Origin of the sequence: Streptomyces sp. SCSIO ZS0520 (assembly GCF_025643355.1) — a bacterium.
Classification (GTDB): domain Bacteria; phylum Actinomycetota; class Actinomycetes; order Streptomycetales; family Streptomycetaceae; genus Streptomyces; species Streptomyces physcomitrii.
The window spans coordinates 6,853,406-6,877,413 of sequence record NZ_CP092644.1 but is presented as its reverse complement, the minus strand read 5'-3'; the positions used below and the strand labels follow the sequence as shown (position 1 = coordinate 6,877,413).

Sequence of the window (24,008 nt, the reverse complement as noted above, 5' to 3'; positions counted from 1 at the left end):
CCCCGAGGGCACCGCTCTGGTCGTCCACACCCGTGCGCCCGTGGACGCCGTGGCCGCCGGACTCAGCGGCCGACCACGCGAGGCGCCCGGCCGGGACATCCCAGCCGGGCGCCTCGCCGGGCTCCTGGAGACAGCGGTCGGTCACCGTGCCGCGACGACCGCCGGAGTGCGCCTCTCGGCGGTGCGAGGTGCCACGCGGGTGGGCGTCACCCCCAACAAGCTGACGCGGTATAGCCCGCGTAGTTGTCGTTGTAGACGTAGAACCAACCGTTGCCGTTCGATGTCCCGCAAGCGGTGTACCGGCCGCCCAGGATGACGCTGTTCACACCGCAGGCCCATGTCTGCCCCTTCAGGGCAGTGGTCACCAGGGCGGCACCGGTGCTGGTACTGGTGCGGATGGCCACGTTCTCCGATGCCGTCGCCTTGCCGTCGTCACAGGCGGTGTTGGACCTGAGCTGGGGCGGGCCGTCCGCCGCACCGGCGACTCCCGGCAGGGCAAGGCCGATGACGGCGGCGACCGCCAGCGTGACGGTCAGCCTCGATCGCATGATCTTTCCCATGGCGCCCCCTTTGATCCGCACTTATGCAGTGGACACCGATAAGTAGCGCCCGGGCTCCGTACCCCGTCAAGCGTCCGGTAGGAGGTTGACCTGTTTCCACCGGGAGCCTCAGCGCGGCGAGGCCGCCGCCTTCTCCAGCTGGAAGGCCTCGTTGCCCAGCCCGATACGGGCGTGTGCCTCGGGGCGCCGGGCCTTGAGGACGAGTCCGTGGACGACGCCGGTCAGCGCGGCGAGCAGGATCACCCCGGGCAGCACCCAGCTGAGCGGCGAACCGGGGCCCGCGCCGACCAGGACGTCGAAGTCCTTGACCGTGTAGACCGCGATGACGAGCAGGGCGACGACGGCGAGGCCGGAGGCGAGCAGCCGCCAGGCCTGGGCGGCGGCCGCCCCGCGCCGCGCGAAGAAGACGATCACCGCGAGGCTGGCGGCGGCCATCAGCACGATGACGCCGAGGGCGCCGACATTGCCCATCCAGGTGAACAGGTGCAGCACGGGCGCCGTCGGGTCCCCGGTCGGCTTGTCGTCGGTGAGGGCGAAGACGCCGACCACGACGAGCGAGACAGCGCTCTGCAGCAGGGCGCCGGTGCCGGGGGCCCCGCTGGCGCTGCTGGTCCGGCTGAAGACGGCGGGCAGCAGCCCCTCGCGGCCCATCGCGAAGGCGTAGCGGGCGACGACGTTGTGGAAGCTCAGCATCGCGGCGAACATGCCGGTGACGAAGAGGACATGGACCACGTCGGTGAAGGTGCCGCCGAGGCGCTCCTCGGTGAGGAAGAAGAGCAGTCCCGCGCTCTGCTCCCGGGAGGCGGAGACGATCCCCGCGGGCCCGGCCGCGACGGTCAGCGCCCAGCAGGTCAGCGCGAAGAAGACGGCCACGAAGCCGACCGCGAGGAACATCACCCGGGCCACCACCACCTGGGGGCGGCTGGTCTCCTCCGCGTAGACCGGCGCCTGCTCGAAGCCGAGGAAGGCCGCGACGCAGAAGCACAGGGCGGTGCCGACCCCGGCGCCGGTGAGGGTGTCCGGGTTGAAGGCGTGCAGGGACAGTCCCTCCTTGCCCGGGTCGGCGACCGCCGCGATGTCGAAGACGACGACCAGGACGACCTCGATGAGCAGCAGGACGCCGAGCACCTTGGCGTTGACGTCGATCTTCAGCAGGGCGAGCGCGCCGACCACCAGGACGGCGAGCAGCGAGGGGATCCACCAGGCGACCTCGGCGTCGAGGTAGGTGTGGCAGAGGCTGGAGACCTCGTAGCCGAAGATGCCGTAGATGCCGACCTGCAGGGCGCTGTAGGCGACCAGGGCGACCACCGCGGCCCCGGCGCCGACGGTGCCGCCGAGTCCGCGGGAGATGTACGCGTAGAAGGCGCCCGCGTTGTGCACATGGCGGCTCATCTCGGCGTAGCCGAAGGAGAACAGGGCGAGGACCAGGCCGAGGAGGACGAAGAGCAGCGGCTGCCCGACGATCCCCATCACCCCGAAGGTCGTGGGCATGACACCCGCGACCACCATGAGCGGGGCGGTGGCGGCGAGCACCGAGAGCAGCAGCCCCACCGTGCCCAGGCGGCCCGCGCGCAGCGCGCGTTCCTCGCCCCGGAAGGTGCTGATGGATCCGGCGGCGCCTGACGCGGCTCTCGCCTGGCTCGACTGCGAACTGCCCGTCGTCATGGCGGGGTCGTCCTTTCCGGGGGAGGGGGTGTGCGGTGCCTGGGAACCGTGCGGTGGCGGCTCAGGCCGAGCCGAGCGCGGCGTCGCGCGCGGCCCGGAAGGCGTCGAAGGGGTCGCGGTCCGGATACGACCACGGGTGCGGGGTCGCGTGCGGGCCGATCCGGTGGAAGAGCGCGGCGGCCTCGGCCGCGCGGCCCTCGCAGAACTTCGCGTGGGCGAGGAAGTTGAGGTCGACGCGGTTGCGCGGGTGCTGGTCGCGGCCGTACTGCAGCCACCAGTCGAAGGCGGACTTCATCACCTGGCGGGCGCGGCGCCCCACCCAGTGGCCCGCGGCGACCGGGTCGGCCGGTTCGCTGCCCGCGGCGGCGAGCACCCGGTAGCGCTCGGCGTGCGCGACCACCGGGAGCAGCGCCAACGGCGAGTCCACCGGCGCCTGTTCGGCGGCCCAGGCGGCGAAGTCGTAGACCTCGTGCAGCGGGTCCTGACCGGCGTCGGGCCGCCGCTCGGCGAGCCGGGCGACCATCAGATGGTGCGCGTGGTGGTGTTCGGGATGGCGGTGGCGGACCTCGTCGAAGAGCCGGACCACGTCCTCCTCGCGCCCCAGGCTGCGCTCCAGGATCAGCAGGCCGAGCCAGGGCGTCGGGTCCTCGGGCACGAGCAGCGCGACCCGGCGGCAGGCCTCCCGGGCGGCGTCCGGCTTCGCCTTGCGGTGCAGCGCGCGGAAGACGGTGGCGACGGACTCCAGGACCCGGGCGTCGGTGGACTCCGGCTCGACCAGCTGCCAGTCGCGGGCCCAGGCGACCGTGCTCGGCTCCTGCGCGAGCGCGGTGAGCCGGTGGCCCCTGCGGTCCCAGTCCTCACCGGTCTCGGCGAGCAGGGCGCGTACGGCGCTCCAGCGGCCCTGCGCCAAGGAGACGCGGGCGGCGGCGAGTTCGGTGTCGTCCAGTGCGGCGTCGAAGACGTGCGCGGCCTTCTTGCGGCCACGTCCGAGGGGAGGCGGGGGTGGGGACACCGCGGGACTTCCTCCACGACGCGGCTCGGCTGGCGAATGATCTCGGACAGCAAAGCGGCCCCCGCCGCTCCGCGTCAAGGGCGGAGGGGGAGAGTGCGCACCCCCCGGCGAGGGGCGCGGGCGCCGCTCCCGGGCGCCCCCGGACGCCGCCCCGCAGGCCCGCCGGAGCACCCCGGGCGGTGCCCGCTCCGCCCCCGGCACACCCCCTCACCTGCAACTCACCGAGGGTGGCGGCCCGTTCACTCATCCCGTTCACCGGGGGCCCGACCGCACCCGCCCACCGCACCTTTCGGCCACCACTCCCCCGATCCGGCCAAGCCCACAGTGGCGTGAATCATGGCGGCCGATTCTCCGCGATACCGGTACGGAGGGGAGGTCCCGGGCGGCGGCCCACACCTCACGGAGCGGCACCGCCCCCACACGGGAGGGAGAAGTTGCGCACGAATTGGACGCGTTTCGGCCGCGGCGGGCTATCGTCGGCCCTGCCCGCCCGCTTCCGCGGAACCGTGTCGAGTAGGTGCGTCAGGTGTCGGTTCTGGTCCTCGTCCTCGCCGTCGGCGCGGCCTGCTGCCTGGGCACCGGATTCGTCCTCCAGCAGCAGGCCGCCCAGCAGGCGCCGCTGAAGGACTTCATGTCCTGGCGGCTGCTGCTCGACCTGGTGCGCGTGCCGCGCTGGATCGGCGGCATCGCCTTCATGGTCTGCGGGATGGTGATGGGCGCGGTGGCGCTCGGCCGGGGCCAGGTCACCCTCGTCGAACCGCTCCTCGCCACCAACCTCCTCTTCGCCCTCCTCCTCTCCCGGCACATGACCGGGCAGCCGCTCGGCCGCCAGGGCTGGGCCGGGCTCGCCCTGCTCGCGGGCGGCGTCACCGCCTTCATCCTCGCCGGGGAACCGGAGGGCTCCGACCAGGTGGCGGGCCCGCTGCGGCACTGGCTGATCTTCGGCATCGTCACCGGCATCGCCCTGCTCCTCGCCGCCGCGGCCCGCCACCGCCAACTGGCCGCGGGCCCGGTGCTGCTCGGCATCGCGGCGGGCCTGCTCTACGGGGTGCAGGACGCCCTGACCCGGGTGAGCGGGCTGCGCCTGAGCGAGGGCGGCTGGCCGCAGCTGCTCGCCAGCTGGCAGCCGTACGCGGTGGTCGTGATCGGGGTGACCGGGCTGCTGCTTGTGCAGAGCGCCTTCGAGACCGCGCCGCTGCGCCGGTCGCTGCCCGCGCTGACCGCCGCCCAGCCGCTGGCCGGGATCGTCTGCGGGGTGGGCTTCCTCGGCGACCGGGTGCGCACCGACACCGGCGCGCTCGCCTGGGAGGCGGCCGGGCTCGCCGCGGTGGTCACCGGGATCGTGCTGCTCGGTCTGCACCCGGCGATGCCGCCCGGCTCGGGCGGCAGCTCCGACGAGCGGCTGCGGGACCTCCAGCCGCACTGAGGGCCCGCGCCCGCGGAGCGGGGGCGCGGGCCCCGGGGCCGGACGGCGCGCCCCCTGCTTGGATGGAGGCATGAACCCCGCTGAGGAGATCCTCGACATCGTCGACGCCCGGGACCGGGTCCTCGGGCAGGCGCCCCGCGGCGAGGTCTACGCCCGCCGCCTGCGCCACCGCTGCGTCTTCGTCCTCGCCACCGCCCCGGACGGCCGGGTCTTCGTCCACCGCAGGGCCGCGACCAAGATGACCTTCGCCGGGTACTACGACATGTTCGTGGGCGGGGTCGTCGGCACCGGCGAGTCCTACGAGCAGGCCGCCCTGCGCGAGGCCGAGGAGGAACTCGGCGTCAGCGGACTGCCGCAGCCCGCGCCGGCCCTGAAGTTCCTCTACGAGGCCCCGGAGGACACCGCGGACACCGCGCGGGGCGGCGGGGAAACGGGCGAGGCGGGGCCCTTCGGCTGGTGGTCCTGGGTGTACCAGGTGCCGCTCACGCTGCCGGTGCGCCCGCAGGCCGAGGAGATCGACTGGCACGGCTTCCTCACCGAGGAGGAGATCGACGCCCGGCTCGGCGACCGCGACTGGACCCCGGACAGCCTCGCCGCCTACGCCCTGCTGAAGTCCTGGCGGGCGAAGGAGCGCGGCTAGGGTGCGCGCGGTGCGGCGGACGGTACGGCTGTGGCTGGCGCCCGGGCGCCTCGCCGAGGAGGGCGACACCCCGGACTACCGCTTCTCGCTGGCCAATGAGCGCACCTTCCTCGCCTGGCTGCGCACCGCGCTCGCGCTGATCGGCGGCGGCTTCGCGGTGGACCAGTTCCTGCCCGATCTGCGCTGGGGCCTCCGGGTCGGCCTCGCCCTCGCCCTGCTGCTCGCGGGGGCGCTGAGCGCGCTGCGCTCGGTCAGCCACTTCGTACGCTGCGAGCGGGCGATGCGGCGCGGCGAGGATCTGCCGCTGTCCCGCTTCCCCGCGCTGCTGAGCCTCGCGATCGCGGTGGTCGCGCTGGCCATGGTGGTGGTCGTCCTCACCGGACGGCAGTCGTGAGCGGCCCGGCGGCGAACGGCCGGGACCCGGGGCTCCAGCCCGAGCGCACCCGGCTGGCCTGGCGGCGCACCACGCTGGCCGCCACCGTCGCCGTGGTCCTCGCCCTCAAGTCCGCGCTGACGGACGGCGCCGGACCGCCGGCCCTGCTCGGCTGCGCCCTGTGCCTGGGCGCCTGGCTGGGCTTCCTCGGCGTCGCCCACCGCCGGATCACCGCCCTCGCCTCGCGGACGGGGAGCCCGGTACCGCTGGCCCCGCGCCTCGCCGCCGCGGCCGCCGGGTGGACGGTGGCCCTCGCCCTGTGCGGGGCGGCGGTACTGCGCTGACGCCCGCCGGGGCCCCGGCGGCTCACCCCTCGGGTCACCTCGCCCAGGGTGTGTCCGAGCCCAGGGCCTCTCCGGCAGGGCGCATCCGCAGGGCGTCGGAGGGTCCCTAGTCCGCCCCGCCCAGATCGGCCTCGCCCCAGTCCACGGTGACCACGAGCTTGCCGCGGGTGTGGCCCTCCTGGCTGCGGCGGTGTGCCTCGGCCGTCCGCGCCAGCGGGAAGGTCTCGGCCACCCGCACCGAGAGCACCCCGTCCTCCACGAACTCGCCGAGCCGCCGCAGGTCCTCGGCGTCCGGCCGGACGAAGACGTACCGCCCGCCGAGGTCGACCACCTCCGGGTCCGCGATGGAGACCAGCCGTCCCTCGGCGGGCAGCAGGGCCTCGGAGCGGCGCAGGGTGGCGCCGCCCACCGTGTCGAAGACCGCGTCCACGCCGTCGCCGGTCAGCTCGCGCACCTGCTCGCCGAGGTCCTCGGCGTAGTCCACCGGCTCGGCGCCCAACTCGCGCAGCCAGTCGTGGTTGGCCGGGGAGGCGGTGCCGATGACCCGGGCGCCGAGGTGCAGGGCGAGCTGGACCGCGGCCGAGCCGACGCCGCCCGCCGCCGCGTGCACGAGCAGCACCTCGCCCTCGCGGATGCGCAGCGCCCTGGTGAGGACCTGGTAGGCGGTGAGCCCGGTCAGCGGCAGACCCGCGGCCTGTGTGAAGCTCATGTTGCGGGGCTTGCGGGCCAGGGTGCGGACCGGGGCGGCCACGTACTCGGCGCAGGTGCCGCGGGAGAGCATGTCCTCGCGTACGTAGCCGACGACCTCGTCGCCGACCGCGAACTCGGTGACGGAGACGCCGGGCTGGACCACCACGCCGGAGACGTCCCAGCCGGGGATCACCGGGAAGACGGCGTCCAGGAGGCGGTCGAGCCCGCCCTCGCGGCACTTCCAGTCCACCGGGTTGACGCCCGCCGCGCACACCCGCACGAGCACCGAGTCCGGGCCCACCTTCGGGTCCTCGCACTCGCCGTACTCCAGGACCTCGGGTCCGCCGAAACTGCGGTAGCTGATCGCCCTCATGGTGCCCCCTGTTGGTGCGGGCCGGTGGGGTGGACCTCTGCCGAGGCTGCCACAGATGCTGCCGCCCGGCATCACGGGCGGGGCGGCACCGGGCGGGGCGGCACCGGGCGGGCGCCGGTCAGGGCCGCAGGGCGCGCAGCAGCAGGTCCGCGAGGTGGCCGGCGACCTGCTCGGCGGTGAGCGGGCCGCCGGGCCGGTACCAGGTGGAGAGGTGGTGCACCGAGCCGAAGTGGTAGTCGACCACCAGGTCGGCGGGGGTGGCCGAGGAGAAGACCCCGGTGCGCTGGCCCTCCTCGACCAGGGCCCGGAAGCGCTCGTGGTAGCGGCGGCGCTCGGCGCGTACCTGCTTGTGCTTCTCGGGGCTGAGGTGGTGCATGGAGCGGAAGAAGATGGCCGCGTCGTCGAGGTTCTCGATGGTGGTGACCACGACATCGGCCGCCGCCTCGCGCAGCCGCCGCTCGATCGGGGCGTCGGCCCCGGCGTAGGCGTTCAGCCGCTCCTGCTGGAGCCGGAGCACCCGGGCGTAGACCTCGTGCAGCAGGTCCTCCTTGGAGCCGAAGTAGTGGTAGAGCGCGCCCTTGGTGACGCCCGCCGCCTCGACGATCTCCTGTACGGAGGTGCGGTCGTAGCCCTGTTCGGCGAAGAGGCGGGTGGCGGCGGCAAGGAGTCGCTGGGGTACGGGGGCCGCCGCCCCCTCCGTCGCTCTGTCCACTGCCGCCACCCCGTCCTTCTGCTCTGCCTGCTCAGCCGTCCTGCGCGCGCGAACGCAGTTCCCGTCGGAGGATCTTCCCACTAGTCGTCTTGGGCAGATCCCGGAGGATCTCCACTTGCCGCGGGTATTTGAAGGCGGCGAGCCGCTCGGCGCAGTACGCGGACAGCTCCTCGGGCCCGGCCTCGGCTCCCGGGCGCAGGCTGACGTAGGCGCGCACGGTCTCGCCCCGGTAGCCGTCGGGCGCCCCGACCACCGCGGCCTCCCGGACGGCGGGGTGGGTGTAGAGGACGTCCTCGACCTCGCGCGGCCAGACCTTGAAGCCGGAGGTGTTGATCATGTCCTTCTTGCGGTCCACGACGTAGAGCCAGCCCTCGGCGTCCATGAAGCCGATGTCCCCGGTGCGCAGTTCGCCGTCCGGGAAGGTCTCGGCGGTCGCCTCGGGGCGGCCCCAGTAGCCGGGCACCACCTGCGGTCCGCGCACCGCGATCTCGCCCTGCTCCCCGAGCGGCACCTCCCGGCCCTCCGGGTCCAGCACGCGCACCACGGTGTCCGGCCCCGGCACCCCGACCGCGAGGGTCCCCGAGACCGGGTCGACGGGTGCGCGCAGTCCGGGCGGTACGTGGGCGCAGGGCGCGCTGCACTCGGTGAGCCCGTAGCCGTTGTGGAGGTAGGGGCCGAAGGCGGCCTCGAAGCGTTCGACCAGGGCGGGCGGCAGCGGGGCGCCGCCGCTGGAGACGGAGGCGAAGGAGGCGAAGTGCTCCCGGCTCGCCGCGGGGTGCGCGGCGAGGGCCATGAAGGCGGTGGCCGGGCCGACCGTGTAGGCGGGCCGGTGCTCGGCGAAGGCGTCCAGGACCACCCCGGCCTCGAAGCGGTAGGCGAGGGCGAGGGTGCCGCCGCTGTTCAGGCAGGCGCAGAGCTGGGCGACCATGCCGGTGATGTGGAAGAGCGGGGCGAGCGCGAAGTAGCGGGGGCCCTCCGGCAGGGCGAGGCCGACCCGCTGCCGCTCGGCGTTGTAGAGCAGGTTGCCGTGGGTGTTGGCGGCGCCCTTGGGGGTGCCGCTGGTGCCGGAGGTGTAGCTGATCAGCGCGGTGTCCGCGGGCCGGGGCGGGGCGGTGCCCGGGGCGGGCAGCCCGGCGCGGGCGGTCTCGGTGAGGTCCTCGGCGTCCTCCGGCACCGGCAGCCGGTCGAAGCCGAGGACGCGCGGGTCGTCGCGGCTCTGCAGGTCGCGCTCGCAGGCGGTGAGGACGATCCGTACCGGGGAGTCGGCCGCGGTCGCGCGCAGGAAGGACTCCCAGGCGCGGTCGGAGCAGACCAGGGCGGTGGCGCCGGAGTCCCGCAGGGCGTGGCCGACCTCGGCGGACTTGTACATCGGGTTGAGCGGGACCACCGCGGCGCCCGCCTTCCAGGCGCCGAGCACGGCGAGCACGTACTGCGGGGAGTTCTGCAGATGTACGGCCAGGCGCTCGCCGGGGGCCAGTCCGCGGGCGGCGAGCCGGGCGGCCACCGAGTCGGTGAAGGCGTCCAGTTCGCGGTAGCTCAGGCGGCCGTCGAAGTAGGCGAGGGCGGTGCGCTCCGGGTGGGCCGCGGCGCCCTCGCGCAGGGCGTGCACCAGGGAGTCGCGGGGGTGGACGGGGGCGCGCTGGGCCGGGTTCAGGACCCCGAGCCAGGGCATGGCCGCGTACGGGGAAGAGGTCATCAGCGCTTCGCCTCCCACTGCCGCTGGAGCTTGTTCATGCCGCCGAGCCAGCGGTCCGGCTCGGCGGCCCTGGCCCGGTAGAACTCCGCGACCTCGGGGTGCGGCAGGATCAGGAACCGCTCCTCGGCCATGCCCGCGAACAGGGCCTCGGCGACGTCCTCCGGCTCGATCGCGGTGGGCGCGAGGACCAGCTCCCCGGCCCCGCCCGCCGCGGTGAGCATGTCGGTGCGCACCCCCTGCGGGCAGATGGCGTGCACCTTGACGCCGCGGTGCCGGTAGGTCAGCGAGAGCCATTCGGCGAAGGCGTAGGCGCCGTGCTTGGAGACGCTGTACGGGGCGGCGCCGATCATGGTGAGCAGTCCGGCCGCGGAGACGGTGGAGACGAAGCGGCCGCCGCCGCGGGCGAGCCAGCCGGGCAGCAGCTGCCGGGCGGCCCGTACATGCGCCATCACATTGACGTCCCAGGCCGCCGCCCAGATCTCCTCCTCGGCGTCCTCTGCGCCCGGTGAGGGGAGCCCGGCGTTGGCGCAGTAGACGTCGATCCCGCCGCCGAGCGCCCGGGCGGCCTCCGGGACGACGGCCGAGGCGTCGCCCGGCACGGCGAGCCCGCCGATCTCCCGGGCCACGGCGGCGGCCCGTTCCGCGTCCAGGTCGTTGACGGCGACCCGCGCCCCGGCGGCGGCGAACCGGCGGGCGAGCGCGGCCCCGATCCCTCCTCCGGCGCCGGTCACCACCACCTTGGCGTCCTCGAATGCGTCCACGGGATCGCGCGCGGAATCGGTCACGGGATGGTCTCCTTCGACTCGGCTCTGGGCGCATACTAAGCAGTCGGTCAGGTCGGGTGGAAGGGTTGTGGAAGCACGGACTCCGCTCCTGGTGGCGCCTGGTTCGTTCCGCGCAGGGGCGGGCCGCGCTAGCGTGCGTGGCCGCACATCCCAGCGAGCGAGAGCGCACGGAGGTCACCCATGAACGTGTCCAGAAGGGGCCTGCTGGCCGCGAGCACCACGGCGGCCGGCGCCCTGGCCCTCGGCGGCCCGGCCGCGGCGGCCGGTGCGGCCGGGACCGGACCGGCGGGCGGCCGGCTGCGCACCGGCTTCGAACGGCTGGCCGCCGACGGCTACGCGCTGCTCGACGGCGACCGGGTCGGCGTGGTCACCAACCCGACCGGGGTCACCGGCGGCCGGGCCCACTCCCACGGCGAGCGGGTCCCGGTCCGGCACATCGTGGACGTGATGCACGCCGACGAACGCGTGGACCTGCGCGCGGTCTTCGGGCCCGAGCACGGCTTCCGGGGCACCGCGCAGGCGGGCGGTTCGGAGGGGCGCTACGACGACCCGGCCACCGGGCTGCCGGTCTACGACACGTACCAGAAGAGCGGGCAGGCACTCGCCGAGATCTTCACCGCCTCCGGGGTCGACACCGTCGTCTTCGACATCCAGGACGCGGGCGCCCGCTTCTACACCTACATCTGGACCCTCTACGACTGCATGGAGGCCGCCCAGCTGGCAGGCAAGCGCTTCGTCGTCCTGGACCGGCCCAACCCGGTGACCGGCCGGGCCGCCCTCGGGCCGGTGCTGCACGAGGAGTTCGCGAGCTTCGTCGGGCGCAAGCCGATCGCGCAGGCGCACGGGATGACGGTGACCGAGCTGGCACGGCTCTACAACGGCGAGTTCCTGAAGACGCCGGTGCCGCTGGAGACCGTCACCATGACCGGCTGGCGCCGCGGCGACTTCTACGAGGCCTCCGGTCTGCCCTGGGTGCCGCCGAGCCCCAATATGCCGACGCCCGACACCGCCCTGGTGTACTCCGGCACCTGCCTCTTCGAGGGCACCAACCTCTCCGAGGGCCGGGGCACCACGCGGCCCTTCGAACTCCTCGGCGCGGAGGGCGTCGACCGCCGCTGGGCCGAGGCCGTCAACGCCCTGGAGCTGCCCGGCGTCGGCTTCCGGGAGGCCTACTTCGCGCCGGTCTTCTCGAAGTTCGAGGGCAAGACGGTGGGCGGCGTCCAGCTGCACGTCCACGATCGCGAACGCTTCGACCCGGTGCGCACCGGCATCGCGCTGCTGGTCACCGCGAAGCAGAGCTGGAGCGGTTTCGCCTGGCGCGAGGACAACTGGATCGACAAGCTCACCGGCAGCACCCAGGTCCGTACGATGATCGACGCGGGGGCGGACACCGACGCGGTTGTGGACGCCTGGCAGCGGGAGCTCTCCACCTTCCGACGCATCCGTGCACAGTACCTCCACTACCGCTGAAACCGGCCGCCGCGAGGCCCGAGCGTTGGGGCGTCCGCGCAGGTCAGCAGGGGTGAACGGGCCGCCGCCCGGTCGTCTTCGGACGGCCGGGCGGCGGCCTTCTCATCGGATTCTCATCGCCGGCGGCCGATTGCCGGGATCCGGGAGGCCTGCTCGCACGTCTACGGGTAGACGTCCGTACGACGACGCCTGGTACGTGTGACGGAGGTACAGCGAGATGGCAGGATTCAGAAGCCTCGCAAGACAGGTACGCGACTCCCGCAACGACCTTGCCCTGCGCAGGTATTCACTGCGCAAATGCCTGGAGCGCTTCGCCCCCTACGGGCACCGCGCCACCTGGGACCACCTGTGCTCCCGGGCCGGTTTCGCCCCCGAGGACCGCTCCCCCGACCCCCGCCAGCTCCTCTTCGCCCTCGACGAGCTGGAGGCCGCCCGTGCGGTCTGGCTCGCCTACGAGGACGACTTCGCCGAGCGCCGCAGGCGCGAGAAGCACGAGGGACTGCGCAGCCCCGGCAGCATCGACGACTGGCACCGGTTGACCTGGGGCGGCTTCGGCGTCGCCTGGTGCGACGACCCCGAGCTGCACCCCGGCGAACCGCTCGCGGTGGTGCTCGGCCGCCTCATCGACGCCCTGGAGCGCAGCCCCGGCACCGCCTGCCCGGTCTGCGCGGGCCGCGAACTGGGCTGGAAGAACGACCTGGCCCACGAGCCCTCCTCGGCCCCGGTGTGCACCGACTGCGGAATCGTCGTCCCGCGCCCGGTCCTCACCGAGGCGGCCCTCGACCGGGCCTGGCGGGCCAGGGAACTCGTCACGGCCTGAGACCTCCGGGCCCGGGCCGCCACCCGGGCCCCCGGCCGCTCCCGGTCCAGGTCTCGGCAACGACCCAGGGCTCGACAAGGGCCCAGGGCTCGACAAGGGCCCAGGGCTCGACAAGGGCCCAGGGCTCGACAAGGGCCCAGGGCTCAGCAGCAGCCCCCGAGTGGCTGCCCGCCACCGGCGGGACCCGGCTCCTGTGCGCGGGTCCCCCGGGCCAGCTCCGTGCGGGGCGCGTCCGCGCGGCCGCGCTCCCCGCCGGACCTGTCCTCGCGGGCCTTCTCGCCGAACAGGACCGAACCGGTGATGCGCTCGCCGGTCACATCGTCCGGGTTGGAGAGCGCGCAGTTCTCCAGGGACAGGCAGCCGCAGCCGATGCAGTCGGTGAGGTAGTCCCGCAGGCGGCTCAACTGCGCGATACGCGCGTCGAGTTCGGAGCGCCAGGACTCGGAGAGGCGTGCCCAGTCGTCGCGGTTCGGGGTGCGCTCCTCGGGCAGCTCCGAGAGGGCCTCGCGGATCGTGGCCAGCGGGATGCCCACCCGCTGGGCCGCCCGTACGAAGGCCACCCGGCGCAGCGCGTCACGCTGGTAGCGGCGCTGGTTGCCCGAGGTGCGGGTGCTGTGGATCAGCCCCTTGGACTCGTAGAAGTGCAGTGCCGAGACGGCGGCGCCGCTGCGCGCGGAGAGCTGGCCGACGGAGAGTTCGTGGATCTTCTCAGGAATCTTGGGCACTCTGCCCAGCCTACTCACCGCCGGTGCGGCCCGGACGGGCCCGGATCGCGTTGACATCCGGCCCCCGGCCACGCAAGCTGAGCAAGCGCTTGTACATCGATTGTGGGAGGCCCAGGGACATGGCAGAGCCGAGGATCTTCACTTCCGCCGAGGAGCTCACGGCGGCGGTGGGCGAGCAGCTCGGGTACAGCGACTGGCTGGAGGTCGACCAGAAGCGGATCGACCTCTTCGCCGAGGCGACGGGCGATCACCAGTGGATCCACGTGGACCCCGAGAAGGCGGCCGCGGGCCCCTTCGGCACGACCATCGCGCACGGCTATCTGACGCTGTCCCTGCTGCCCCTCTTCGTCCCGCAGCTGCTGCGGGTCGAGGGCGCCAAGATGGGCGTCAACTACGGCTCCAACAAGGTGCGTTACCCCTCCCCGGTGCCGGTCGGCTCCCGGCTGCGGGCGACCGGCGCGCTCACCGAGGTGACCGAGGCCGGCGGGGGCGTGCAGGTGACCGCCCGCGTCACGGTGGAGCGCGAGGGCGGCGAGAAGCCCGCCTGCGTCGCCGAGGCGGTCTCGCGCTACTACTTCTGACGCCGGGGCCCCTCCCCGAGGCCGCGTACCGAACGCACGCGCGCCGCTGCCCGTTTCCCGGGTTGCGGCGCGCGGGCGTTCCTGCGTGTGCGGGCGTTGCGGCGTGTCCGGGCGTACGTGGTGTGCGGGCTTGCGTCGTGCGGGCGGCGGCCTCGGGGCGAGGCCCCGCCGAGGTCCGGCGCCGAAAGACTCGGCTTACCTCGATTGACGCCCCCCGGCGCGCGTTGGTCAGATCATGCCCCCACCGACTGCGGCACCCCGCAGGCCCGTGTGGCGGCACTTCTCCTTCGCACCCGCTCTCCCCTCCGGGCCGTCCGGCCGGGAGGCCATGACGAGACCGCGCGCCCTCCCCCGGCTCGCGCGCCCGTATCCCGCACCCGGAGGTCCAGTTGACCGAGCACCGTCCCCACCGCAGAAGCTTCCTGAAGGCGGCCGGCGGCCTCTCCGCCGCCATGGCGCTCGGCGGCGGGAGCGTCCTCGCCGCCGCGTCCACCGCCCACGCCGTCGGCGACGGCTTCGGACTGCGCATCGTGGACCGCAACGAGGGCGACCCGCGCATGTGGTACTACCGCTTCGCGACCGACGCGATCGCCTGGGACCCCGGCGTCAACGTCCTGCTGCCCGACGGCTACCACACCAGCGGGCGCCGCTACCCCGTCCTCTACCTCTTCCACGGCGGCGGCACCGACCAGGACTTCATCACCTTCGACCGGGCGGGCGTCCGCGCCTGGACCGCCGGGAAGCCGATCATCGTCGTGATGCCCGACGGCGGGCACGCGGGCTGGTACTCCAACCCGGTCAGCTCCCACACCGGCCCCCGCAACTGGGAGACCTTCCACCTCAACCAGGTGCTGCCCTGGGTGGACGCCAACTTCCGTACGTACGCCGAGTACGACGGCCGCGCCGTGGCCGGCTTCTCGATGGGCGGCTTCGGCGCGCTGAAGTACGCCGCCAAGTACTACGGCCACTTCGCCTCGGTGAGCGCCCACTCCGGTCCGGCCAGCATGCGCCGTGACGCCGGGCTCGTCACCCACTGGGCCAACGTCTCCTCCGCCGCCCTCGACCTGGGCGGCGGGACGGTCTACGGGGCGCCGCTGTGGGACGAGGCGAGGGTCAACGCCGACAACCCGGTGCAGAACGTCGAGCGCTACCGCAACAAGCGGGTCTTCCTGGTGGCCGGCACCAGCCCCGACCCGGTCAACTGGTTCGACACCGCCAACGAGACCCAAGTGCTCGCGGGCCAGCGGGAGTTCCGGGGCCTGCTCGGCAACGCGGGCATCCCGCACGAGTGGCACGAGGAGCCCGGCGGCCACATCATCCGGGACTACATGTTCCGGCGCGACCTCGACGGCATCATCGCCCGCCTCCGCAAGGCGTAGCCGCACAGGCGTAGCCGCACAGAGGGGCGGCGCGGGTGCCCGCGCCGCCCCTTCGCGCGTCGGCCCGCCGGGCCAGCCGACGGGACCTCGCGGCCGGTCCGGGCCGGGTCTAGCCTTCGGCGGGCTTCGCGCCGACCATGCGCAGCACCAGGTCCGCGTAGAGGGTGCCGACCTCGTCGGGGGTGCGGCGGCCCGCGGCGTTGAACCAGCGGGCGACGTCGATGCAGAGCGAGAGCACGGCGAGCGTGGTGCCGGGGATGTCCGGGACGTCGAACTCCCCTGCCGCCACCCCGTCGTCGAGGATGACGCGCACCTGGGCGTCGGCCTGCCTGCGCAGCGTCACGATCTCGGCGCGGCTCTCCGCGCCGAGCGCGTCCAGCTCGTACTGCACCACGCGCGCGGTGGTGTGCTGACCGGCGTGCCAGCGGACGAAGGAGCGTACGGCGCAGGCGAGCCGTTCGGCCGCGCTGCCCTCGCCCTCGGCGGCCGTCCGCAGGATCTCCACCGCCTTCTCGTGGCCGATCCGGCTGATCCGGTAGAGCAGCTCTTCCTTGGTCTTGTAGTGGATGTAGAGGGCGGCGGGGCTCATCCCGGCGCGGCCCGCGATGTCCCGCGTCGTGGTCGCGTGGTACCCGCGCTCGGCGAAGGCGTCCACCGCCGCGATGAGCAGCCGGCGCGCCGCCTCCGGGGCCACTTCCCCCCAGGGCCGGGCCTCACCCGCGCTGTCGTCCTTGGCCGCCGCCATCCGATGCTCCTTCCGCCGTCGCGGGGAACACCCTACCTGCTGGTGAGCAAGCGCTTAGAGCTTTCGGATCCCGCGCGCGGCCGGGACCGTGCGCGGGCGCCCCGCGGACCGCGTGCCACCGCGTGCCCAGGGGCCGCGCGCCCGGGGCAGGACGCTCCCGGGAGCACGCGGCCCGGGCTCAGAGCTTCTCGAAGGGGTCGTGCTGACTGAGCAGCTTGTCCACCCGCGCCTGGTCGACCCGGCTGACCAGCTGCCCCGCCTCCTGCCGGTCCCGGATGACCTTCGCCAGGGTGAAGCAGGAGGTCACCAGGAAGAGCACCGCGATGGTGAGGAATCCGCGGACCCAGGCGTTCGCCTCCAGGCGGTAGATGCCGATGGCGGTGGCGGTCAGGGCGACCGAGAACGAGGCGACGGCCTGGCCGTAGAAGGCCGCCGTGCTCTGCTGCTTGACCTGTGTCTCACTCATGGGGAGAGCCTCGCGCGGCACGGCGCCGGTCGCATCCGTACGGGTACTCAGCCGCGCGGGCCCGGCGTACTCAGGACCGCCGGGGGCGAACTCCCCGTCCGCATCCGGGTGTTGGCGGCTCAGAAGGCGCTGACGCCGGTGAGCGCCCGACCGATGACGAGTTTCTGGATCTGGCTGGTGCCCTCGTAGAGGGTCATCACCCGGGCGTCGCGCAGGAGTTTGCCGACCGGGTACTCGTCGATGTAGCCGTAGCCGCCGAAGACCTGGAGGGCGTTGTTGGCGGCCCGTACCGCGGCCTCCGAGGCGAAGAGCTTGGCGGTGGAGGACTCGGTGGCGAAGGGGCGGCCGCGGTCGATGAGGTCCGCGACGCGCCAGGTGAGCAGGCGGGCCGCGTCCACGTCCACCGCGATGTCGCTGAGCAGCTCCTGCACCAGCTGGTGGTGGGCGATCGGCTTGCCGAACTGCTCGCGCTCGCCCGCGTATCCGACCGCCGCGTCCAGGGCCGCCTGCGCGATGCCCACACAGCCCGCGGCCACCGACATCCGCCCCTTGGCCAGCGCCGACATGGCCACCGAGAAGCCCTTGCCCTCGGGCGCCAGCATCGCCGAGGCGGGCACCCGTACGTTCTCGAAGTGCAGCTCCGCGGTGGCCTGGCCGCGCAGTCCGAGCTTGCCGTGCACGGTGCGGCGGCTCAGGCCGGGGGTGTCGGTGGGCACCAGGAAGGCGGAGACGCCCTTGTGGCCCGGGGCGCCGCCGGTGCGGGCGAAGAGCAGGACGACATCGGCCCAGGTGCCGTTGGTGATGAACATCTTGGTGCCGTCGATCAGATAGTCGCCGCCGTCGCGGACCGCGCGGGTGGTGAGGTTGCCCGCGTCGGAGCCGGTGCCGGGCTCGGTCAGGCCGAAGCAGCCGACGTACGCGCCGGAGGTGAGCCCGGGCAGCCAGCGCTGCTTCTGCTCCTCGCTCCCCCAGTGCGCGATCGTCTTGGCGACCAGGCCGAGCGAGACGGAGACGATGCCGCGCACCGAGGAGTCGCCGCGCCCCAGCTCCTCGGTGACCAGGCAGTACGCGAGGTGGTCGCCGCCGCTGCCGCCGTACCGCTCGTCGACGGTCAGGCCGAGGAAGCCGACCTCGCCCAGCTTCTTCACCAGGGAGCGGTCGACGCTCTCGGCGCGGTCCCAGTCGACGACATGCGGCGTGATCTCGCGGGCGACGAAGTCCTCGGCCAACCGCCGTACGGCCGACTGCTCCTCGCTGAGCTCCAGGTTCACGGGTGCTCCCGTCGGAAATTAGCACTGCTAGTTTTTGGCTGGCAGCCCTACTATGTGCCGCATGGCCCGACCACGCAAGCCCCTCCTCAGCGCCGACCGGATCGTCGCCGCCGCACTCGTCCTGGTGGACGAGGAGGGGCTCGGCGCGGTCTCCACCCGGCGGCTCGCCGCCGAACTCGGGGTGAGCGGGCCCTCGCTCTACAACCACTTCCGCACCAAGGACCAGATCCTGGAGGCGGTGGCCGACGCGGTCAGCGCCCAGGTCGACCTGTCGATGTTCGAGGACGGCCGGGACTGGCGCCGCGCCCTGCACGACTGGGCCGTCTCCTACCGCGAGGCGCTCACCGCCCACCCGCACCTGGTGCCCGTACTGGCGCAGGGCCCCGGGCGGCGCCCGGCCGGTCTGCGCCTGGCCGACGCGGTCTTCGGCGCGATGGTGGCGGCCGGGTGGCCGCCCGCGCAGGCGACCTCGATCGGCGCGCTGATGCGGTACTTCGTGCTCGGCTCCGCGCTCGGCTCCTTCGCGGGCGGCTTCGTGGACGACGTCAGCGCCTACGACCCCGCCGACTACCCGCACCTCGGCCAGGCCCACCTGCTCGCCGAGCGCCAGGAGCAGATCGACGCCCGCGCCTTCGAGACCGGCCTCAGCGCCCTGCTCGACGGACTCGCCCTCCAGCACGCCCGGTTGACCGGCGCCGGCACCCCCTCCTGAACCCCGCGCCGCGCACGCGGCGGCCCCGCACGCGCGAGGGGCGCCCGCCGTGCGCGGACGCCCCCTGAGCCACTGCCGGGCGGCCGTCCCGCCGCCCCGGTGGCCTCACCAGCCGACGGCGACCGCCAGCCACTGCGGGTCGTTGTGCGAGACGAAGGAGGACTGCCCCGCGAAGTCGTCGTACGGGAAGCCGTACGAGAGCCTGTCGATGGAGTGGTCGTGCCAGAACTTCGCGTAGTAGTTCGCCGGGGCCTCCTTGTAGTAGAGGTCCGGGGAGGACCACTGGTCCTCGGGGAGCTGCGCCACATGGCGGTTGAGCGCGGAGCACTTGCCGGCCTCGTTGGCCAGCACGCCCGCGCAGCCGAAGATGTCGGAGGTGGGCGCGTTGATCCCGACCGAACTGGCGTAACCGCTCATGTAGTCGGCGTACTTGCCGCCCTCCCGGAAGTCGGGGACGCTGCCGGGCGAGGGGATGCGGTACGGCTTCTCCACCTCGCTGAGGGAGGCGAACTCGGCGGGCACGGCGTCCTTGAACTTCTGCCAGGTGGCCTCCCGGTCCTCCTGGAAGGTCTCGTAGTCCTCGCCGACCTGCACGTCGTAGCCGTCCTCGGCGTGCAGCCGCATGGCCAGCTTCAGGGCGAAGGCGTCCACGCGCGTGGTGTTGCCGTTGAAAACGTTGTCACCGACGGTGAACTCGATGAAGTCGGCGTACTTGCTGTCCGGTGAACCGAGGTGGAAGTACATCCGCCCGGCGGAGTTGGCCGCCATGTCCAGGGTGTCCTGCTCGGCGATGGAGTGCGTTTCGTTGTTGAACGTCCAGTAGACCTCGTTGTCCGGGTACTTGCCGTTGGTCCGGTTGAGGATCTTGACCGTCAGGACGTTCTGCGCGGGCGGGATGCTGCCGGTGTCCCCCCAGAAGGAGTCCGGCGGCTGGCCGTCGGCGCGGACGGCGGGGTGGTGGTCGGGCGCCTCGCTCGCGCCGGCGGGGGCGCCGCCGGCGAAGGCGCAGAGGGCTGCCAGCGCGGTGACCAGGAGTGCAGGACCGCGGCGGCGCGCCGTCGGACGAAGGGTGGGGGGCATGGTTCCTCCCTGACTCGGGTGGCGGGCACGGCAGGCGGGCGCCTGCGAGGCCATGGCGGGACCTGCGCCCCGTCCCGGTCGGCTCCGGGGGCGGGACGGGGGGCGGGGGCCCGCTCAGAGAGTCCGCCCATGGCATGCCCGTGTCAAGATGATGGATTCAAGACATGAACGGTGATCAAGGGAGAGCCCGGTCGGTGAGTTCGTTACCTCGACACGGGCGCCGCCGCCGTCCGCCCGCCGCCCCGGCGCGGGTCCCCCGAGGCGCCGTCGCCTGCCAGGCGTTCGTCAGCCGCCGCGGCGGCCGGTTTCCGCTCCCCGGGCAGGCGGAGCCGAGCCTTCACCAGGACAACACATTCGGGTTCTCGACTGGCCCCCGGGACACCGGCAAACTGACATGCTCACGCCTATCAGCCCGCCGTCCCCCACCAGGACTGATGAAGAGGACATCTGTGAACGGCAATCCGCCCTCCCGGTTCATCCCCTCCCGTCGCGCGAGGCGCCTGACCCTCTCCGGCCTCGGCGCCGCCCTCGTACTCGTCGTCGCCTTCCCGACGGCCGCCTTCGCCGACCCGCCCGGCTCGCTCCCCACCAGCGCCGGGGAGCGGGAGAAGACCTACCAGCCCGCCTACGACTACGACACCGACGGCTGCTACGCCACCCCGGCCATCGGCCCCGACGGCACCATCGCCCCGGGCCTGGCCCTCGGCGGTGACGTCAACGGCAACTGCCGGGACGCCTCGGACCTGGACAACACCAACACCTACTCGCGCGAGAAGTGCAACAACGGCTGGTGCGCGATCGCCTACGCCAGCTACTTCGAGAAGGACCAGGCCGCCCTCGGCCCGGGCAGCGCCGGGCACCGGCACGACTGGGAGCACGTGGTCGTGTGGGTCAAGGACGGGGAGTCCGAGGCGCAGTACGTCTCGACCTCCAACCACGGCGGCTTCACCGTCCACAACCGGGCCGACCTGCCCTTCGAGGGCACCCACCCGAAGGTCGTGTACCACAAGGACGGCATCCTGACCCACTACTTCCGCGCGGCCAACGGCAACGACGAGCCGCCGGAGAACCACAAGGGCAGCTGGCAGTACCCGGCCCTGGTCGGCTGGGACGGCTACCCCGCGGGGCTGCGCGACCGCCTGGTCCAGGCCGACTTCGGCAGCGCCACCCTCGGCATCAAGGACGACACCTTCGCCTCGCACCTGGCCTCGGCCAAGCCCGCGGACATCCCCTTCGACCCCAACGCCTGAGCGGGGGGCGCCCGTCGGGGCGCCCCCGCCCGGGTTCAGGTCACGGGAAGACGACCAGCGCCCGGCCGCCCTTGCCCGCCACCATGCGGTCGAAGGCGGCCGGGATGTCCGCGAGGCCGATCCGCTCGGTCACCAGGAGGCCCAGGTCGAAGGCGCCGCCGCGGATGTGCGCGGCGATCTCCGGCAGGTCCGTCGCCGGGTCGGAGTTTCCGTAGACGCAGCCGCTGAGGGTGCGGCCGTAGTGGAAGATCTCCAGGGCGTTGAAGCTGACCTGCTGGTCCTTGCCGCCGATGCCGACCACGGTGGTGCGGCCACCGCGCCGGGTGGACTCCCAGGCGGTGCGGATGGTGACCGCGCGGCCCACGCACTCCACCGCGACATCGACGCCCTGGCCCCCGGTCAGCGCGCGGATCTCCTTGGCGGTGGCCTCGGAGGCGAGCACGAACTCGGTGGCGCCCGAGGCCCTGGCCAGCTCCTCCTTCTCCGGCGAGACGTCCACGGCGACGATGGTGGCGGCCCCGGCGATCCGCGCCGACTGGAGGGTGGCGAGGCCCACTCCCCCGACGCCGAAGACGGCCACCGTCTCGCCCGGCTGCACCCGCGCCGAGTGGTGGACGGCCCCGTACCCGGTGAGGACCGCGCAGCCGAGCAGGGCGGCCTCGGCGAGCGGGACGCCCTTCGGCGCGGGCAGCAGGCACTTCTCCGCGACCACGCTCTCCTCGGCGAAGGCGGCGACGTTCAGGCCCGGGTACAGCTCACCGCCGTCCGCCCGGTGCGCGTAGACGCTGCGGGCGCCGGTCAGCGCCTCGGCGCAGAGCCAGACCTCGCCGAGCGAGCAGGCATGGCAACTGCCGCAGGACGGGGCCCAGTTGAGGACGACCTCGTCGCCCGGGGCCACGCTGGTCACCCCCTCGCCGACCTCCAGGACGGTTCCGGCGCCCTCGTGGCCGAGCACGGCGGGCACCGGCACCCGCATGGTGCCGTTGCTCAGCGAGAGGTCGGAGTGGCAGACCCCGGCGGCGGCGAGCCGCAGCCGCACCTGGCCGGGTCCGGGGGCGGGCAGGGCGATCTCGGCGAGCTCCAGGGGGGAGCCGACGGCGGGCAGTACGGCGGCGCGGACCACGTTCACAACTCCTGACGAAGGCACAGCGGTTCGGGACCGGGAACAGTAGCGGCCCCGGGTGTCACGGCGGCCCGGAACGCGGAACTCCGGCGGCGGGCTCGGGGCTCAGGGCTCAGGGCTCAGGGCTCAGGGCTCAGGGCTCAGGGCTCAGGTGACGGGGCTCGGGTTCGGGGCGCGGCGCCCCGGGCCCTGCGTCCGGGCCCGGGGACTGCGGTTCAGAACTGGAGCGACTTGGTCTGCAGGTACTCGCTGAGTCCGTGGCCGCCGAGTTCGCGGCCGACGCCGGACTGCTTGTAACCGCCGAAGGGGGCGAGGATGTTGAAGCGGCCGCCGTTGATGTCGACCTGGCCGGTCTCCAGGCGCCGCGCGAAGGCGGCGGCCTCCTCCTGGTCCGCCGCCCAGACCGCCCCGGCGAGGCCGTAGACGGTGCCGTTGGCGATGCGTACCGCCTCGTCCTCGTCGCGGTACTTCAGGATGCTGAGGACCGGGCCGAAGATCTCCTCCTGGGCGATGGTCATCTCGGGGGTCACCTCGGCGAAGACCGTGGGGCTCACCCAGTAGCCCTGCTCGCGGGGCGCCTCGGGGCCGCCGGTGACCAGGCGGGCGCCCTCCGCGATGCCCTTCTCGATGTAGCCGCGCACCCGCTGGTGCTGCTTGGCGTTGACCACCGGGCCGATGCGGTCGCCGTACTTGTCCGCGGCCTTCGCGGCGAGGGCCACGGCCTGCTCGTACTGGTCCTCGTGGACGAGCATCCGGGTCCAGGCGCTGCACGTCTGGCCGGTGTTGGACATGACGTTGGCGACGCCGACGTTGACCGCCTTGGCGAGGTCGGCGCTCGGCAGGATGACATTGGCGGACTTGCCGCCGAGTTCGAGGGCGACCCGCTTGACGGCGCCGCCCGCGGTGGCGCCGATCTGCCGCCCGACCGCGGTCGATCCGGTGAAGGAGACCAGGTCCACGCCCTCGTGCTCGGCCAGCGCCTGCCCCGCGACCGGGCCGAGCCCGGTGACCAGGTTGAAGACGCCCGCCGGCACCCCGGCCTCGTGCACCGCCTCGGTGAAGAGCTGGGCGGTCAGCGGGGTGTCCTCGGCGGGCTTGAGGACCACGGTGCAGCCCGCGGCGAGGGCGGGGGCGACCTTGGCCACGATCTGGTGCAGCGGGTAGTTCCAGGGGGTGATCGCGCCGACCACGCCCACCGGTTCGAGCAGCACGGTCGAGTTGCCGACCTTCTCCTCGAAGGCGTACCCGGCCGCGAGTTCGGCGTACGAGCCCGCCACCGCGACCGGCATCCCGGTGTGCACCGACTGCGAGAAGGCGAGCGGGGCGCCCAGCTCGGCGGTGACGGTCTCGGCGATCTCGTCCTTGCGGGCGGCGAGCGCGTCGCGCAGGGCGGCCAGGCGGGCGGCCCGCTCCGCGGGCGGGGTGGCGGCCCAGGCCGGGAAGGCGGCCCGGGCCGCGCGTACCGCGGTGTCGATGTCCTCGGCGGTCCCGGCCGGGACCGTGGCGATCACCTGCTCGTCGGCCGGGTTCACGACGCTGAGCGACTCGGTTCCGGCGGCCGGCCGCCAGTCCCCGTCGATGTACATCCCGTCGTGCGCCTTCATCAGTACCTCCCGGGCAGTGGACTCGTCCGCGCCCCAAACTAGCGGCGTTAGTTTTGGGGCGCCAGAGCGAGCCGTCCACCACTGCGGAGCTTCTGTGCCGAGGAGCGGAGCGGACGGAGCCGGGAAGGGCTCAGCAGAACCAGCCGTCCTGCACCCAGCCCTTGCGGTTGACGTCTCCGTAGGCGAATCCGTAGACCCAGCTGCCCTGCTTGCTCTCGACCAGGAAGGTCTGGCCCTGGTGCAGGGTGCCCATCCAGGCGCCCACCGGCTGGGTGCGGACGAAGAGGTCGGTGGCGCAGACGGTCTCCCGCTCGCCGATGGTGCCGTTGGCCGCCTGGGCGGAGGTGGCGGAGCCGAGCAGCAGCGCGGCCGCGCCGAGCACGGCGGCGATCGCACCCGCGCGGGCACGCGGGCGCCGGGTCAGGATGTTCGGGGACATGGGGTCTCCTGGGGTCGAAGAGGGCGAGCGACGAGAGAGGGGGATGCGGCGGGAGGGTGCCGCGGGG

Annotated in this window: 25 protein-coding genes; 10 read left to right on the top strand and 15 right to left on the bottom strand. The window is 73.5% G+C overall.

What is annotated here, in order from left to right; all coding sequences use genetic code 11:
* Nucleotides 1-206 precede the first annotated feature (206 nt).
* The 3 genes from MID12_RS27920 to MID12_RS27910 form a co-directional block, all read right to left on the bottom strand.
* Nucleotides 207-560: a hypothetical protein gene (locus MID12_RS27920; RefSeq protein ID WP_263171596.1), complete on the bottom strand. Its 354-nt coding sequence runs from the start codon at nucleotides 558-560 to the stop codon at nucleotides 207-209.
* A gap of 108 nt (nucleotides 561-668) precedes the next feature.
* Nucleotides 669-2,225 carry an APC family permease gene (locus MID12_RS27915; protein ID WP_040254905.1) on the bottom strand — a complete coding sequence of 519 codons (1,557 nt, stop codon included), beginning with the start codon at nucleotides 2,223-2,225 and terminating at the stop codon, nucleotides 669-671.
* 61 nt (nucleotides 2,226-2,286) lie between these two features.
* Nucleotides 2,287-3,237: a hypothetical protein gene (locus MID12_RS27910; protein ID WP_040254903.1), complete on the bottom strand. Its 951-nt coding sequence runs from the start codon at nucleotides 3,235-3,237 to the stop codon at nucleotides 2,287-2,289.
* A gap of 526 nt (nucleotides 3,238-3,763) precedes the next feature.
* Between MID12_RS27910 and MID12_RS27905 the strand changes: the two genes are divergently transcribed.
* The 4 genes from MID12_RS27905 (at nucleotide 3,764) to MID12_RS27890 (ending at nucleotide 6,020) form a co-directional block, all read left to right on the top strand.
* Nucleotides 3,764-4,663: a DMT family transporter gene (locus MID12_RS27905; protein WP_263171591.1), complete on the top strand. Its 900-nt coding sequence runs from the start codon at nucleotides 3,764-3,766 to the stop codon at nucleotides 4,661-4,663.
* A 70-nt stretch (nucleotides 4,664-4,733) separates the two neighbouring features.
* Nucleotides 4,734-5,303, top strand: coding sequence for an NUDIX domain-containing protein (locus MID12_RS27900; protein ID WP_263171588.1), 570 nt, complete (start codon nucleotides 4,734-4,736; stop codon nucleotides 5,301-5,303).
* Nucleotide 5,304: 1 nt separating this feature from the next.
* Entirely contained in the window at nucleotides 5,305-5,697 is a 393-nt protein-coding gene (locus MID12_RS27895) for a YidH family protein (RefSeq protein ID WP_040254900.1), read from the top strand.
* Nucleotides 5,694-6,020: a DUF202 domain-containing protein gene (locus MID12_RS27890; protein ID WP_263171584.1), complete on the top strand. Its 327-nt coding sequence runs from the start codon at nucleotides 5,694-5,696 to the stop codon at nucleotides 6,018-6,020. The genes MID12_RS27895 and MID12_RS27890 overlap by 4 nt, the downstream gene beginning before the upstream one ends.
* Before the next feature lie 106 nt (nucleotides 6,021-6,126).
* Here the strand turns inward: MID12_RS27890 and MID12_RS27885 are convergent, their stop codons facing one another.
* The 4 genes from MID12_RS27885 to MID12_RS27870 form a co-directional block, all read right to left on the bottom strand.
* Complete coding sequence (locus MID12_RS27885) at nucleotides 6,127-7,083, bottom strand: NADP-dependent oxidoreductase (protein WP_040254896.1); 957 nt, start codon at nucleotides 7,081-7,083, stop codon at nucleotides 6,127-6,129.
* Between the two features lie 118 nt (nucleotides 7,084-7,201).
* Nucleotides 7,202-7,795 (bottom strand): TetR/AcrR family transcriptional regulator, encoded by a 594-nt coding sequence (locus MID12_RS27880; protein ID WP_040254895.1) that lies wholly within the window; start codon nucleotides 7,793-7,795, stop codon nucleotides 7,202-7,204.
* 31 nt (nucleotides 7,796-7,826) lie between these two features.
* On the bottom strand, nucleotides 7,827-9,491 hold the full coding sequence (locus MID12_RS27875; protein WP_040254894.1) for an AMP-binding protein: 1,665 nt from the start codon (nucleotides 9,489-9,491) through the stop codon (nucleotides 7,827-7,829).
* Entirely contained in the window at nucleotides 9,491-10,252 is a 762-nt protein-coding gene (locus MID12_RS27870) for an SDR family NAD(P)-dependent oxidoreductase (protein WP_263173501.1), read from the bottom strand. Before MID12_RS27870 ends, MID12_RS27875 begins: the two co-directional genes overlap by 1 nt.
* Before the next feature lie 204 nt (nucleotides 10,253-10,456).
* On the opposite strand from MID12_RS27870, the gene MID12_RS27865 reads away from it, so the two are divergent.
* Complete coding sequence (locus MID12_RS27865) at nucleotides 10,457-11,746, top strand: DUF1343 domain-containing protein (RefSeq protein WP_263171579.1); 1,290 nt, start codon at nucleotides 10,457-10,459, stop codon at nucleotides 11,744-11,746.
* A gap of 217 nt (nucleotides 11,747-11,963) precedes the next feature.
* Nucleotides 11,964-12,566 (top strand): hypothetical protein, encoded by a 603-nt coding sequence (locus MID12_RS27860; protein WP_040254891.1) that lies wholly within the window; start codon nucleotides 11,964-11,966, stop codon nucleotides 12,564-12,566.
* Nucleotides 12,567-12,709: 143 nt separating this feature from the next.
* Here the strand turns inward: MID12_RS27860 and soxR are convergent, their stop codons facing one another.
* Nucleotides 12,710-13,291 carry a redox-sensitive transcriptional activator SoxR gene (gene soxR, locus MID12_RS27855; protein ID WP_078845278.1) on the bottom strand — a complete coding sequence of 194 codons (582 nt, stop codon included), beginning with the start codon at nucleotides 13,289-13,291 and terminating at the stop codon, nucleotides 12,710-12,712.
* Nucleotides 13,292-13,410: 119 nt separating this feature from the next.
* On the opposite strand from soxR, the gene MID12_RS27850 reads away from it, so the two are divergent.
* Both MID12_RS27850 and MID12_RS27845 read left to right on the top strand, forming a co-directional pair.
* Nucleotides 13,411-13,872: a MaoC family dehydratase gene (locus tag MID12_RS27850; protein WP_040254890.1), complete on the top strand. Its 462-nt coding sequence runs from the start codon at nucleotides 13,411-13,413 to the stop codon at nucleotides 13,870-13,872.
* A 389-nt stretch (nucleotides 13,873-14,261) separates the two neighbouring features.
* Entirely contained in the window at nucleotides 14,262-15,251 is a 990-nt protein-coding gene (locus MID12_RS27845) for an alpha/beta hydrolase-fold protein (RefSeq protein WP_040254889.1), read from the top strand.
* A gap of 109 nt (nucleotides 15,252-15,360) precedes the next feature.
* On the opposite strand, the gene MID12_RS27840 is transcribed toward MID12_RS27845, so the two are convergent.
* From MID12_RS27840 to MID12_RS27830, 3 genes are all read right to left on the bottom strand, one after another.
* Nucleotides 15,361-15,996 carry a TetR/AcrR family transcriptional regulator gene (locus tag MID12_RS27840; RefSeq protein WP_263171574.1) on the bottom strand — a complete coding sequence of 212 codons (636 nt, stop codon included), beginning with the start codon at nucleotides 15,994-15,996 and terminating at the stop codon, nucleotides 15,361-15,363.
* A 178-nt stretch (nucleotides 15,997-16,174) separates the two neighbouring features.
* On the bottom strand, nucleotides 16,175-16,462 hold the full coding sequence (locus MID12_RS27835; protein WP_040254886.1) for a YiaA/YiaB family inner membrane protein: 288 nt from the start codon (nucleotides 16,460-16,462) through the stop codon (nucleotides 16,175-16,177).
* A 119-nt stretch (nucleotides 16,463-16,581) separates the two neighbouring features.
* Nucleotides 16,582-17,733: an acyl-CoA dehydrogenase family protein gene (locus MID12_RS27830; RefSeq protein ID WP_168541094.1), complete on the bottom strand. Its 1,152-nt coding sequence runs from the start codon at nucleotides 17,731-17,733 to the stop codon at nucleotides 16,582-16,584.
* Nucleotides 17,734-17,794: 61 nt separating this feature from the next.
* Between MID12_RS27830 and MID12_RS27825 the strand changes: the two genes are divergently transcribed.
* Nucleotides 17,795-18,445: a TetR/AcrR family transcriptional regulator gene (locus MID12_RS27825; RefSeq protein WP_040258427.1), complete on the top strand. Its 651-nt coding sequence runs from the start codon at nucleotides 17,795-17,797 to the stop codon at nucleotides 18,443-18,445.
* 105 nt (nucleotides 18,446-18,550) lie between these two features.
* Here MID12_RS27825 and MID12_RS27820 read toward each other — a convergent pair whose 3' ends face one another.
* Nucleotides 18,551-19,525, bottom strand: coding sequence for a glycoside hydrolase family 64 protein (locus MID12_RS27820; RefSeq protein ID WP_078845277.1), 975 nt, complete (start codon nucleotides 19,523-19,525; stop codon nucleotides 18,551-18,553).
* 434 nt (nucleotides 19,526-19,959) lie between these two features.
* Here MID12_RS27820 and MID12_RS27815 point away from each other — a divergent pair, with 434 nt between their 5' ends.
* The gene (locus tag MID12_RS27815) at nucleotides 19,960-20,775 is read left to right on the top strand and encodes an NPP1 family protein (RefSeq protein WP_263171570.1); all 816 of its coding nucleotides are present in this window, start codon (nucleotides 19,960-19,962) and stop codon (nucleotides 20,773-20,775) included.
* A 40-nt stretch (nucleotides 20,776-20,815) separates the two neighbouring features.
* Here MID12_RS27815 and MID12_RS27810 read toward each other — a convergent pair whose 3' ends face one another.
* The 3 genes from MID12_RS27810 to MID12_RS27800 all read right to left on the bottom strand — a co-directional run bounded on the left by MID12_RS27810 (nucleotide 20,816) and on the right by MID12_RS27800 (nucleotide 23,941).
* On the bottom strand, nucleotides 20,816-21,898 hold the full coding sequence (locus tag MID12_RS27810) for a zinc-binding dehydrogenase (protein WP_263173499.1): 1,083 nt from the start codon (nucleotides 21,896-21,898) through the stop codon (nucleotides 20,816-20,818).
* A 215-nt stretch (nucleotides 21,899-22,113) separates the two neighbouring features.
* A complete protein-coding gene (locus MID12_RS27805; RefSeq protein ID WP_040254883.1) occupies nucleotides 22,114-23,502 on the bottom strand; it encodes an aldehyde dehydrogenase family protein in 1,389 nt (462 codons plus the stop codon).
* Nucleotides 23,503-23,632: 130 nt separating this feature from the next.
* Nucleotides 23,633-23,941: a hypothetical protein gene (locus MID12_RS27800; RefSeq protein WP_052482661.1), complete on the bottom strand. Its 309-nt coding sequence runs from the start codon at nucleotides 23,939-23,941 to the stop codon at nucleotides 23,633-23,635.
* Between the last annotated feature and the right edge of the window lie 67 nt (nucleotides 23,942-24,008).

Bases quoted from the DNA above. Each gene is read 5' to 3' on its own strand.
- MID12_RS27920 (WP_263171596.1), bottom strand. From the start codon at position 560: ATGGGAAAGATCATGCGATCGAGGCTGACCGTCACGCTGGCGGTCGCC.
- MID12_RS27915 (WP_040254905.1), bottom strand. From the start codon at position 2,225: ATGACGACGGGCAGTTCGCAGTCGAGCCAGGCGAGAGCCGCGTCAGGC.
- MID12_RS27900 (WP_263171588.1), top strand. From the start codon at position 4,734: ATGAACCCCGCTGAGGAGATCCTCGACATCGTCGACGCCCGGGACCGG.
- MID12_RS27885 (WP_040254896.1), bottom strand. From the start codon at position 7,083: ATGAGGGCGATCAGCTACCGCAGTTTCGGCGGACCCGAGGTCCTGGAG.
- MID12_RS27875 (WP_040254894.1), bottom strand. From the start codon at position 9,491: ATGACCTCTTCCCCGTACGCGGCCATGCCCTGGCTCGGGGTCCTGAAC.
- MID12_RS27865 (WP_263171579.1), top strand. From the start codon at position 10,457: ATGAACGTGTCCAGAAGGGGCCTGCTGGCCGCGAGCACCACGGCGGCC.
- MID12_RS27860 (WP_040254891.1), top strand. From the start codon at position 11,964: ATGGCAGGATTCAGAAGCCTCGCAAGACAGGTACGCGACTCCCGCAAC.
- MID12_RS27850 (WP_040254890.1), top strand. From the start codon at position 13,411: ATGGCAGAGCCGAGGATCTTCACTTCCGCCGAGGAGCTCACGGCGGCG.
- MID12_RS27840 (WP_263171574.1), bottom strand. From the start codon at position 15,996: ATGGCGGCGGCCAAGGACGACAGCGCGGGTGAGGCCCGGCCCTGGGGG.
- MID12_RS27835 (WP_040254886.1), bottom strand. From the start codon at position 16,462: ATGAGTGAGACACAGGTCAAGCAGCAGAGCACGGCGGCCTTCTACGGC.
- MID12_RS27825 (WP_040258427.1), top strand. From the start codon at position 17,795: ATGGCCCGACCACGCAAGCCCCTCCTCAGCGCCGACCGGATCGTCGCC.
- MID12_RS27820 (WP_078845277.1), bottom strand. From the start codon at position 19,525: ATGCCCCCCACCCTTCGTCCGACGGCGCGCCGCCGCGGTCCTGCACTC.
- MID12_RS27815 (WP_263171570.1), top strand. From the start codon at position 19,960: ATGAAGAGGACATCTGTGAACGGCAATCCGCCCTCCCGGTTCATCCCC.
- MID12_RS27805 (WP_040254883.1), bottom strand. From the start codon at position 23,502: ATGAAGGCGCACGACGGGATGTACATCGACGGGGACTGGCGGCCGGCC.
- MID12_RS27800 (WP_052482661.1), bottom strand. From the start codon at position 23,941: ATGTCCCCGAACATCCTGACCCGGCGCCCGCGTGCCCGCGCGGGTGCG.